This is a genomic window from Candidatus Paracaedibacteraceae bacterium (genome assembly GCA_019636055.1).
Taxonomy (GTDB): domain Bacteria; phylum Pseudomonadota; class Alphaproteobacteria; order Paracaedibacterales; family Paracaedibacteraceae; genus Paracaedibacter.
This window is the reverse complement of the sequence record JAHBYH010000002.1, coordinates 363775-375839: the sequence shown is the minus strand read 5'-3', so window position 1 is coordinate 375839 and position 12065 is coordinate 363775. Positions and strand designations below refer to the sequence as shown.

Genomic DNA, 12065 nt, shown 5'->3' with positions numbered 1-12065 from the left:
ATGAAACTTGGCATCTATCGACACTATTCAGGGAAACTCTATCAAGTGATTGGTATCGCTCGTCACTCAGAAACCCTAGAAGAACTTGTCGTATACCAATGTTTGTACGGCAGTTATGGCCTATGGGTACGCCCCAAGACTATGTTCAAAGAAATCATCAAGGTAGACGGCACACACAAATCCCGCTTTACCTATGTTTCAGGTGGCGTTACCGAACCCGCTGAGTTGCGCTGATCCAGAATTACTGATTACGTTCCTGAGTTATCTGCTTTAACTTTGACAACGCATAATCAATCGTTCCTAAACCTCCGGAGTTAATATCTTTTTCTTCTGCCTTTTTTATGGAATCTAAGTACTGATTTTCCTCAAGAAATTGTTGGTATACTCGATTAAACAAATATAATAACGTAGTTCGTGCTGAGTCTGGAATTTGATTAATAGATTGGCAAACCAAAGCAAATTCTCTTAAGGGTGCTGGGGTTTGTAAATTCTCAAGAACATCTTTATACGTTAAAGTAGTTGTCTTCTGCTCAGGGGCGATTTCACAGGTCTGCAACATAGCTGTCAAATCATTTTGGCTCACGGAAACTTTCATGTTGAGTTTTGTCACCAAACTATCCACATTAGACTGTACCGCCAAGGGTGTGCATTCATGGGCGGACAAACAACCGATCACACATAAAACCAGCACGGGAATCTTTATTAAATTCATGTCTACCCTCTCAGTTTTTTAAGACAGCATAAGGCAATCCTAAATACGTTATATCATGTATATTGTCAGGCGATCTAAAGTTACTTAAATAGTCAAATAACCCCAGAGCTTGATTAACCATACCAGAATTTGGCTTTCTAAGGAAATCACCCGTCAGAGAATCTGGTTGTTTTATTTTACGCAGGAATCTAGGGCTAACTCGGCTGATAGAACGAATTTCGACAACAGCCTCACCGTAAACTAAATCATCGTTTCGCAAAGTTTTTATAGCCCCCATAGCATATTTATTATCCAAAAACCAAGGAGGAGACAAAACATCGAACTTACTAGGAACAAGACTAAACCCCAAATTTCGATCAATTCTATAGGTACTTTTAGGAAATTCAACACTCTCGATTGCCTGCTGGTAATAAAGATCAAACATCATATTAAGCGGGTATTTCTTACTAAAAATATCCGCTTTAATCTCATCTTTTAAATTACGAATCATTGCTGTCGAGATAATTCCCTCTCTAAAAAGATAGTTCAAATTATCTTCATTGCGTTCAACAAAACCGGGATTAAAGTATCCCCTGAACCAATCAAAATTCAAGCTATCGTATCTACCATCAGTCGTTAAAAGATTAATGCCATAATTTATATGTTTGAATTTTCCGGGAACATTTTCATGGATCGTAAATCGAAAATTATTCCCCATCATTTGCTCAAAAATTACCTGATATCCTTGTTGATTAATATCTTTAAACATTTCAGAAAAAGGACGTCTTGACATCAATAAAAGTTTTATTTTGGGGTCTACTTGCATATACTTTTCCCAGAGTTTTCTAGTTTCTGCTATAGCTTGTTGATCCGGATGTAATTGCGCCTTCGGTTTCCCCCTATCTGTTACAAGAGACAGCATCGTTAAAGCATGCAAGAAAACAAGTCCACTGACTTTACTACGCAAAATTGTCGTTATATCCTCTAGCCTTTTCGAATCGCTTTCACTAAGAACTGTATTATACAACCCCAATAAAGGCATACTTGAGACACAATCAATCAACAGAGGATTATCAAAACCAAATAAACTAAAATAAAGCGGAATGGTCTCTTCAAGAGGATGCTGAATCGTTACTTGTGGCCCAAAAATAGGCTGCCAGTCCCTATTTTTATAAATGACTAACGCTCCTTCTGACGGATTATCAATCTTATCTGGTAAAAACCGCTCTGGTATTCTAAGTGGCCCAAGTTGGGAAAAATCCATGTTAGGTTTAATTTTAACTGGAAAGTCTTGGTATTTTGCCATATTATCCAACAAATCAACCCATTGCCCAAATGATACTTCTCCCTTTTCATTTAAGCTTATCCGAAGAAGATCAAGACTCTGAACAACGAGGGCTATCGTTGTTGCCAAGATATCTCTTTCCATGGGATTAAAAGGACGGGTGACAAATTCAACGTCTGTATCATCAATTTCAACGTGAAAAATGGGCCGTTCTTGACCACTAATAAAAACCGAGAAAATGGGTTTTTTCTTCAAATTATTCTGATTCTGGGCCCACAAACATAAACTTGATAGTTCTTGAAATTCAAAGCCTACTTGAAAAGGCATAGAAATAACAGTTTGAGTTTCATTTCGCAGTTCCCGTTTTACAAGGTCTTGCGAAGCATAGCTTGTCAAAACAAGTGCCATAAAAAAAATAAAGTGTTTTATCATAGTAATACCACCGACGATAATAATTCACTTTACAAGATATAGAGAACTATCTAAAGAAAAGTTAATTTATTAGAGGAATATATTTACTTAGGTCTAAAACGCGCTACCTTTATTGGCAACAAAGGAATAAATCCATGAAAAAAATCCTAGGTACCTTAGTATTTATGGTTGTTTTGATGAGCACGGGGGAATCCACAGATCGTGTTTTTTTGATTCATCAACTTCAACCGCTTGTAAAAACACGTTTAGACACCAAAAAACTCGCCGATGATGGGGATTTAACATTAACAGCACAAATCAAAAAAAACAAACAAGCAGAAGCTCTGGCGATTATCGCACAAATGACATGGCTGACACGATTATTTATTGCAGATAATAACATTGAGAATATTCCGGATTCTTTTGGGGATTTGACTGAACTCACCGTCCTTGACGTCTCACAAAATAGTCTAACATCACTACCGGATCGGTTAGGGGATATGACACAACTCCAAGAACTTGACGTCCAACAGAATCAACTGACGGCTTTACCGGATACTATTAATTCGTTGATCAATCTTGATAGTCTTGATGCTTCTAAAAACAAACTAACAGAGCTACCCAACAAAATAGAGGGGCTTGTCACGCTCAAAACATTAAACATTGCATCAAATTCTCTAACTGCGCTGCCAGAGTCCGTCAAAGAGTTAGGGCAACTGGAAAATCTGGCAATTGCCGATAATGAATTTGAAATTTTACCTGATTGGTTAGATGAATTAAGTCAGCTTGAAATTTTAAATATCCGCAAAAATAAATTCACAGAATTCCCAACCATTATTCTATCTTTGTCACGCCTGGATACGCTAAATGCTGGTGAAAATGAGTTTACAGAAATTCCTGAAACTTTGTCTGAGTTATCAAAACTCCAGTCTATTTCTTTTGAAAAATCCCCAGAGCTCCAAACAATCCCCGTTTCACTCGAAAAACTCACCACAATTCAAGAACTAAACCTTAAGAATTGTCCCAAATTACCAGAAAAAACTATAGCAAATTTAAAGCAAGTTTTTGGAAAAAAACTGATCATCTAAAATAAGTTAAAATACCCCTTTCCTAGTCAAGAATATATATCTTCCATTGGTCGGAACTTATTTTCAGACAGCCGAAATATTTATTCTGCCCATAAATATCTATTGAAATATTTATTTCACCACCCACTTCTAAAAAAGTAAGTATTTTTCTTATGTATTAATCGAAAACAATAGCTTTAACTCTTGCCAGCTGTGATGAATATGAAAAGGCAGGGCCGATTTTGACGTGGCCTGAACTTTCAAACCAAGTCAGAATATAAGGAAACATTACTGAGGAGTACTAGAAACGCTAGTTTTCCTTGTACAAAAAGAAATCTAAGGCAAAATTTAAGGAATTTTAACATGACAATATTAACAAAAATCTTACCCCTATTCCTTTCTGTTGCGCCATTCATACTATTAGCAATGGACACAGATAATATGGCTGGTCAAAAAAGACCACATAGCATAATCAGTACCACAGAAAAAGCAAAAAATGAACCTAACACAAGCAAGAGAAAAAAAACTGAAGAGCAAGAATCGCTTAAGTCAGAAGATAGGAGCACGATTGAATCTGATCAAAAAAACAACGGTCAAAAAATCAGTGACGTGCTTGATCAAACAGTACCAGGCCAACAAAATCAGGTTGTCTATAGAACAACTAGAAAATATCAGCAAATCGACCAAATTCGACAAAGCATAGAATCATTAAAAGGTCTAGAACCACAAATTAGGATATTGCTCCTCGGGGACCATGCAGAAAATAAATTACAAGACATGGAAACAACATACAGTCAATTGTTGGAAAGATATACCCGTGACTTCTTCGGACGAGCTTATGCTGAGGATTTCGACCCAACAAAAGATTTGTCACCAGAAGTCATCCAGCACATCCTTTCTTATTTCCCAGTTCAGGATTTAAAAAATCTGGTGCAGGTGTCTCATGCAGCAAGACATGCGGTGTATGGGTTACCTGTTTTCCAAAAATATTTTCAAAGTACCTCTATCTATGGACACTATCAAAATGTTAATGAATTTAAAGGCGATTTTCTCAGTGGTAGCCCACGTGCTTATGCTGCCGTAGGTATCGCTGCTCTTTTACGTGAACAAGATCAAGATGAAAAACAGTTTTATGATATACAAAATAAATATCGGCATCTTACCTTGAATTTTAATCGTCCAGTATTTTCTTATTGTAGAGCCTCCCAAAAAAACAAACGGAATAGTTTCTTGGACGATGGGTTTACCGCATTTAATCCACAGGCTGTTGCTTTTGTCTTTCATAATCGCTTATTTATCTCATCACAAGGGATCCACGACAAAAGGATTTTAAACATAATTAGACAAACTTATAGAAAGCTAGGCACGAACAGGAATTTCCTATTAGATACTGTAATTTTAAATTACCTGCAGAGTGAATTTACAAACGCCTCACAAAAAAGAAAAACGCTCAGTATTGTCAAGATATTTCAAACTTTTATGGCCCACTCGATAGGCGCCAACATTATCCTTTATAAGATATACGCAGAAGGTTTATCATTAAAAATTTATAAGAAATATGTAGAAGTTATTGCACCGGATAAGGGCGAATCTGATAAATATTTTAAAACAGCCATAGACATAGCCAATATGTTGCCAGATGATTTAAAAGGTCAAGCCCTTACTGAATTAGGATTATGGCGTCTGATTGAGCTTAGCAATACAACAAGCCCTACGGATCAGGATAAAAAAAACATTTTGCGAGAAACCCAAGTGTATTGGCAACAAGCAATTCTTGCTTGGACTAACGCAATAGAAGGCGACCGTAAAAAGGCTGCTGCTCGCTTTAAATCTTTCTTATATGATAGTAGTTTTTTTTCTAGTGATGAATCTAACAAGCCTATCTTACGCCTGTCTATTCCTATGGATATTATTTTTATCAATACAACTAGGAATAAAGGTACCGTAGCATTAGCATATTTAGCCATGCCTTATGTTTTCCTAAAGAAATTGTACGATTCCGATAAGAAAGATAATGATCAGCCCCATTTTTATCATAAAGATGCAAAATTAATGTTACGTATTGCTACAACAATATGGGACGCCTTAGTTCTTAAGCATGGACCACAACTGTCCCCCGATCTAGAGCAGTCATTAACAAACGAACTTTCAATTACAGTTTATTGTTTTTGGGGAGCTATTGTAGAAAGTTTAAGAGGTCGTGATGCTCATCTGCAACAAGAAATTGCAAAAGAAATTGGAAAATTCTGCCGATCAACAGAGCCACTTATCATAAAAATCCAAAAATATGAACGTATCGCCAAAAATCTTGGATTAATCCCTACTGACAGTGCGCTAGGCCTATCAAACACTAAAACTGGAAATTAAGTTTTATACAGCTATAGCCGATTGCTATCAATCGGCTATACACTCTAGGATCGAAAGCTATTTTTTGGTATGATGATTCAATATTGACTCAAAAATTAGTCGTTCATGATAGACAAAATTAATTCGCTTTTTAATAACTACCCCAAATTATCGTGTTTTATTTTAGGAGGGTTAACATCTTTAGCCTTTGCCCCGGTCTATTTAATTCCCTTAGCAGGCCTTGGATTCTCTGTATTCCTATATTTGATCACAAAAGATTCTTATGCCTCTACTCCCTTTAAGTTTGGTTGGTGGTTTGGTTTCGGGCATTTTGTGGTCGGTCTTTATTGGTTAGGGAATGCGATCCAAACTGTGGGGTTATGGTATCTCATGCCGCTCGGGTGGTTTGGCTTACCGGCCTTTTTAGCGCTTTTTCCTGCAACAGCAACGTGGTTATCCCTCAAAGGAATAATAAAATCCCCTTTGGTAATCGCTATAAAATTCTCAGTTTTCTGGTTTATTGCTGAATGGTTACGAGGCAATATCCTAACAGGACTGCCTTGGAATTTGGCTGGGTATATGTGGCCTCTGCCAGTTTTACAGATTTGCTCCATCATTGGTATTTATGGGCTAAGTTTACTAACGATCCTATTTTTAACCAGCTTTGCGAGCCAGTCTAGAGTGTATATGCTCACTTGGGTTGCCGTATTTATTGGATTATATGGATGGGGGCACCATCGGTTGGCTGATACCCCAACGCACTTGACGGGCATCAATATGCGTTTAGTCCAAGCATCAATCCCTCAATCCACAAAATGGTTAGCTGATCATTTCCGTGAGAATTTTGACAAACATATCGGCCTGAGTGCCATCGAAGCGGAACGCCCTCTAAAGGCTGTTATTTGGGCAGAGGCAAGCATTCCAACATTTGCAACAGATTACCCTATTCTAATGGAAACACTGGCTGCCGTTGCGCCTAAAGACGGCTATATCATCGTCGGCGGGCCACGCCATGGCAATCAAGGCGAGATATTCACCAGCACCCTTGTCATTAATGACAAAGGGAATCTTGTTGCCTCTTATGATAAAAGTCATCTTGTCCCGTTTGGTGAGTATTTCCCCTTACGTCGATGGCTTCCCTTTGTTAGTAAATTAACACCCGGAGCTCAGGATTATTCTGCCGGATCTGGGATCCGAACCATCGATCTATCCGGACTAGGTAAGTTTTCCCCCCTAGTTTGCTATGAAGCAATTTTCCCTGGCCATGTGGTTGATTCTCAAAACCCAACATGGATGCTCAATCAAACCAATGATGCTTGGTATGGACACTCGAGTGCCCCTTATCAACATTTACAGATCGTTCGTGTTCGTGCCATTGAACAAGGTATCCCCCTTGTTCGATCTGCTAACAACGGGATATCTGCCGTGATTGACCCACTGGGCCGCATTCGTGAGCAGTTAGATCTAGATGATGTTGGCTTTATCGATTTCGATTTACCGGCCCCACTCGCGAATCGAACACCTTATTCTAGATGGCTTCATCATAAGATAAATTAATTACCACAACTAAAAACTTAGTATGGATAAAAAAGGAATAAATTATGAATAAAGTAGAAATTTATACAACAAAAGTTTGCCCTTACTGTGTGAAGGCAAAAAACTTATTAATCAAAAAGGGCGTTATTTTTACTGAAATTGATGTCAGTGACGATCCAAATGCTCGTGAAGTACTGCTCGTCAAAGCCGAAGGACGCCGCACAGTGCCACAAATCTTTATTGACGACAAGCCCATCGGTGGGTGTGATGATTTGTATACCCTCGAGGCCTCAGGTGAATTAGATAAGCTTTTGGTTTAGGTATTAAAAAAGCTCCCAATTGGGAGCTTTTTAATTCTGATCCGTAAACGGACTAGAAGTGGTAAGAAACCTTTACCAAAGCAGCATGAGAAGATTGCTTTGATTTTGCTATTGTTCCCAATGTTTCTTTGCGTTCAAAAGCGTAGCGGTATTCTGCACCAAAGGAAACTGCGTCAGAAACTTTAACCTTTGCACCCAAACCTAGTGTTGGAGCAAGGCGCGTTTTGCTTTCTTTTACGACTTGAACATTTGTTGTTGCATTAAACATTTTAATTGTTTTGTCGTATAAGCGTAGACCAGCCAAACCATACACAGCTACATGATTACAGAAATTGTAACCGAGACGAACATCAAATTCAGAAGACCAAGAGTATGTTGCTTTTAATTTTCTGTTTAAGAGAGCAGATGTCTTTTGCATTTTACCTGAATACATAGCAAAATCAAGACCTAGACCCCAGTAGAAAGAATTGCTTGAAGAGCGGTCATAATCAAAGTGGATACCATATGATCCAAATGTTTTACTTGCGTTAAATTTTGTTCCATTAACTTTGTTGTCAAACTTTGATGTCAATGTACCCATTGTCAAACCGGCTGATGCGCCGTTGAATACTGCTGCTTGTGAAGCAGATAATGTAGCAGCTGCGATAACTGCAGAAGCAATAATCTTTTTCATAATTTAATCCTTAAAAATTTTATAGTGATTTTTTATTCACACCGCAATTTATATCATAGAAGCACCTCCTTCAGGAAAGAAATATGCAGCAAAAAACTACTTAAAAAACAAGCATGTGTAAAATAAAGCACACGGATTTTAGTAAAATTTGAGTAACATCAGCTAATCGATTATACTCAAGAAACTAGACTATATAACAAGGTGCAATATGCTTTACATGCTCTGTCTTATAAGTGCTTATGCTGGCGAAATAGATATACAGGATAATTCCGTATGTTTAACACCGGAAACAAGGCGTCGTTTTGGGACTATGCGCCCGGATAACCCTCATGCTAATACGATCTATGCAATACAAAATCCAAAATCGGTTGTAACTGATGGTCAACCTGAGTCTGTTGCGATAGAACAGCCAGATCTGCCGAGAGATCCAATAGGAGCTGTTGCGCACCCTCAACCCCAAAAACTGATACAAAGGTAATTTTGTCATCATCATTCTGAACAGGTTTACCGGTTTGTTCAGATGTCCCCCGAACACTTAATAAGTCATCCGTAATTTGATAAATTAAGCCAAGTTTTGCACCAAAATCTTGAGCAATTCTAACTTGGGGGGATTTTACCCCATGAGCCAAGATCGCACCAGCAAGGCAACTAAAACTCAGCAAGGCTCCTGTTTTCAACAGTTGCATTTGCTCAATATCGTTTAGATTTTTACTGGGGAAAAGATCCATCATTTGCCCACCAACTAAACCATTACCGCCGATTGCTTGTGAAAACTCAGCAATTAACTCAATTTTTGTGTCCGCAGGTAAGGTTAATTTCGCCAGAATATCATAAGCTAATGGAATTAAAGCATCACCGGCAAGCACCGCTGTTGCCTCATCAAAAGCCTTCCAGACACTGGGTAACCCGCGCCGAAGATCAGCATTATCCATACAAGGCAAATCATCATGAATCAAGGAATAACAATGTACAAGTTCAATGGCACATCCAAGATCAATCGCTGTCTGACTTGTTGATTGAGCAAAGGTTAAGGTCAGATGAGGACGAATATATTTACCCGATCCCCGCGTTGAATGAAGCAAAGCATCCGATAAACGGCCATGAGTTGTTGCTTGCCGCACAAACGCATGCAGTCGAGGCTCAACAAACTTCTTAGTTTCAACAAGAATTTGAGAAAAGGAAGGTAAAGACATTTTGGGCATTATATTGAGAAGATAACCTTGCTTTAGATTGATAAAGTATTTCTCGTTTTACAAGTATCTTTTTCAGAAAAGTGATTTTAATTAATAATTCCTTAACTAAATTAGTCGTACCTTTAAGTGGTAATAAATCAAGGAGATAGTCGATGAACGTTAAAACAATTTTAGCATTACTAGCAGGTGTATCTTTAGCTTCCGCCAATCACGAAGGCAAAGAACATCATAATAAAGACCACCACGGAAAAATGGATCATAAAGACAAAGGCCACCATGGTAAACCAGATCATAAAAAGCATGAAGAGAAAAAACATGATGAGAAAAAAGACCATCATGGTAAAAAAGAGCACCATAGCAAAGATCACAAAGAGGAGAAATAACATGAACCAGATTTAATCTGGTTTTGTTATTAAAGGGGTCAGGCCTTAATGGCTGATCCCTTCTCTTTTAAGAACAAGAATGATTGTTCTCCAAATAATATATAAATCAAAACGCAAAGACTGGTTGTGCAGATATTCTTCCTCAAACTTAACCTTCTCTTTGACTGTCAAGGCATCACGGCCATTAATCTGAGCCCACCCCGTTAACCCCGGGCGCATTTGGTCAATACCAATCATTTGCCGCAGTTCCAGCCAATCATACTCATTATATAGAGCTGGTCTAGGCCCCACAATACTTAAATCTCCTTTGAGAATCGACCATATTTGCGGCAACTCATCAAGGCTCGTTTTACGGATAAAACTACCAATAGGTGTTAAAAAGTGATGGGGGTTCTTTAATAAATGCGTTGCCACTTGAGGTGTGTCAACACGCATGGATCTGAATTTAGGCATCCAAAAAGGGATGCCATAACGTCCAATTCGTTGGGACCAATACAAAACAGGGCCAGGAGATGACCATTTGATTGCTAAGGCAACCCCCAGTAATGGAATGGCGAAAATAACGAATGCAATAAGAGCGCCAATAACATCAACTAACCGTTTGATCATTGGGAATTAACTCGCAAAATTGTGGCCTCAACAGCATGGACAATTTCTTGAATTTTATGAGCATCATCAGCCTCAGCCATAACACGAACAAGGGGTTCTGTCCCTGAAGGACGTACAAGCAAGCGGCCACCAAGATCACGCAATTTTTGTTCAGCAACATTAAGAGATTCTTGAATTGTTGAATCTAACAAAACGCTTTTATTAGCGACACGAACATTACGCATGTACTGAGGCACAGGCTTAAATGGTTGCCCAAGAACAGATAATTTCTCTTGTCGATCAATGATAACATGCAGAATTTGCAAAGCAGCAATCAACCCATCACCCGTCGTACAATAATCAGATAAAATCATATGACCTGATTGTTCACCACCCACATTACACCCATGACTCTGCATACCTTCAATCACATACCGGTCACCAACAGCTGTTCTAATCAAATCGATATGTTGAGCCTTAAGATAGCGTTCTAACCCCAGATTGGACATTTGGGTGGCAACAATAGCATTTCCTTTTAACAGGCCTTGCTGTTGCCATGATGTCGCAATCAGTGCCATGAGAGCATCACCATTCAGAACAGAACCTGCTTCATCGACCATAATTAAACGATCCGCATCACCATCCAAGGCTATGCCAAGATGTGCCTTATGCGTCAGCACGGCATCCTTTAACGATTGAGGTGAGGTTGCCCCACATTGATCATTAATATTCATACCATCCGGGGTAACACCAATGCTGATAACATCAGCCCCTAATTCCCACAAAACCTGAGGAGCAACTTTATAAGCTGCACCATTCGCACAATCAATGACAATTCTTAGTCCATCAAGGCGCAAGGATCGGGGAAGGGTCGCTTTGGCATATTCAACATAACGTCCCATAGCATCATCAATCCGTCTGACTTTTCCAACATGATAGGGATCAGCTAAATTAAATTCAGCTTTTAAAATAAGCTTTTCGAGAGAAAGTTCCTCATCATCAGTAAGTTTCTGGCCATCGGGATTAAAAAACTTGATGCCATTATCATGGTACGGGTTATGGGAGGCGGAAATCATAACACCTAAATCTGCCCGCATAGCACGCGTTAAATTCGCTACAGCGGGTGTTGGAAGTGGTCCTAACAAAGCAACATCCACCCCCATGGCAGCAAAACCAGATGTCAATGCCGTTTCAATCATATATCCTGATTGTCGCGTATCTTTACCAATCACAACCGTATGTCTGTGGTCTCCCCGCGTAAAAATTTGCGCAGCAGCCATCGCTGTTTTCATCATCATGTCCGGTGTAATCGGGTATTGATTTGCCTTACCACGAATACCATCGGTACCAAATAAAACTTTTTTAGGTGTATGGGGCATAGCAAGCCTTAATTATTGGTGAGAACGCTGTAAATTTGTTTGACAGCTTTCATCAAGGCGATTAACACACGCCAAGCAATAAAAACGCCAAGGATCCCTGTAAAAATAGGGTGTTTATCCCAGTACGTTGATACAGTTTGTTGCAAATCATTTGCTAAGATGATGATATCCATTAACATTTTTAATTTCCATT

At 38.8% G+C, this 12065-nt stretch carries 13 protein-coding genes; 6 read left to right on the top strand and 7 right to left on the bottom strand.

The genetic code is table 11. From position 1 onward, the window contains the following. Window positions 1–234: a DUF1653 domain-containing protein gene (locus KF820_05270; protein MBX3457753.1), complete on the top strand. Its 234-nt coding sequence runs from the start codon at window positions 1–3 to the stop codon at window positions 232–234. Window positions 235–241: 7 nt separating this feature from the next. On the opposite strand, the gene KF820_05265 is transcribed toward KF820_05270, so the two are convergent. Both KF820_05265 and KF820_05260 read right to left on the bottom strand, forming a co-directional pair. Then, entirely contained in the window at window positions 242–712 is a 471-nt protein-coding gene (locus KF820_05265; protein MBX3457752.1) for a hypothetical protein, read from the bottom strand. 10 nt (window positions 713–722) lie between these two features. After that, the gene (locus KF820_05260; protein MBX3457751.1) at window positions 723–2408 is read right to left on the bottom strand and encodes a hypothetical protein; all 1686 of its coding nucleotides are present in this window, start codon (window positions 2406–2408) and stop codon (window positions 723–725) included. 134 nt (window positions 2409–2542) lie between these two features. Here KF820_05260 and KF820_05255 point away from each other — a divergent pair, with 134 nt between their 5' ends. From KF820_05255 to grxC, 4 genes are all read left to right on the top strand, one after another. Continuing rightward, on the top strand, window positions 2543–3475 hold the full coding sequence (locus KF820_05255; GenBank protein MBX3457750.1) for a leucine-rich repeat domain-containing protein: 933 nt from the start codon (window positions 2543–2545) through the stop codon (window positions 3473–3475). Window positions 3476–3817: 342 nt separating this feature from the next. After that, entirely contained in the window at window positions 3818–5821 is a 2004-nt protein-coding gene (locus KF820_05250) for an F-box protein (GenBank protein ID MBX3457749.1), read from the top strand. A gap of 105 nt (window positions 5822–5926) precedes the next feature. Further along, the gene (lnt, locus tag KF820_05245; protein MBX3457748.1) at window positions 5927–7357 is read left to right on the top strand and encodes an apolipoprotein N-acyltransferase; all 1431 of its coding nucleotides are present in this window, start codon (window positions 5927–5929) and stop codon (window positions 7355–7357) included. A 44-nt stretch (window positions 7358–7401) separates the two neighbouring features. After that, window positions 7402–7656: a glutaredoxin 3 gene (grxC, locus tag KF820_05240; protein ID MBX3457747.1), complete on the top strand. Its 255-nt coding sequence runs from the start codon at window positions 7402–7404 to the stop codon at window positions 7654–7656. Window positions 7657–7708: 52 nt separating this feature from the next. On the opposite strand, the gene KF820_05235 is transcribed toward grxC, so the two are convergent. Beyond that, entirely contained in the window at window positions 7709–8329 is a 621-nt protein-coding gene (locus KF820_05235; GenBank protein MBX3457746.1) for a porin family protein, read from the bottom strand. 332 nt (window positions 8330–8661) lie between these two features. Next, window positions 8662–9522: a polyprenyl synthetase family protein gene (locus KF820_05230; GenBank protein MBX3457745.1), complete on the bottom strand. Its 861-nt coding sequence runs from the start codon at window positions 9520–9522 to the stop codon at window positions 8662–8664. A 152-nt stretch (window positions 9523–9674) separates the two neighbouring features. Here KF820_05230 and KF820_05225 point away from each other — a divergent pair, with 152 nt between their 5' ends. After that, window positions 9675–9905: a hypothetical protein gene (locus KF820_05225; protein ID MBX3457744.1), complete on the top strand. Its 231-nt coding sequence runs from the start codon at window positions 9675–9677 to the stop codon at window positions 9903–9905. A gap of 45 nt (window positions 9906–9950) precedes the next feature. Here KF820_05225 and KF820_05220 read toward each other — a convergent pair whose 3' ends face one another. Genes KF820_05220 through KF820_05210 form a run of 3 tightly spaced genes read right to left on the bottom strand, consistent with a single transcriptional unit; the run spans window position 9951 to window position 12051 of the window. Next, window positions 9951–10514 (bottom strand): sugar transferase, encoded by a 564-nt coding sequence (locus KF820_05220; protein MBX3457743.1) that lies wholly within the window; start codon window positions 10512–10514, stop codon window positions 9951–9953. Next, window positions 10511–11872: a phosphoglucosamine mutase gene (locus KF820_05215; protein MBX3457742.1), complete on the bottom strand. Its 1362-nt coding sequence runs from the start codon at window positions 11870–11872 to the stop codon at window positions 10511–10513. The genes KF820_05220 and KF820_05215 overlap by 4 nt, the downstream gene beginning before the upstream one ends. Before the next feature lie 8 nt (window positions 11873–11880). Then, a complete protein-coding gene (locus KF820_05210; GenBank protein ID MBX3457741.1) occupies window positions 11881–12051 on the bottom strand; it encodes a hypothetical protein in 171 nt (56 codons plus the stop codon). Window positions 12052–12065 lie beyond the last annotated feature (14 nt).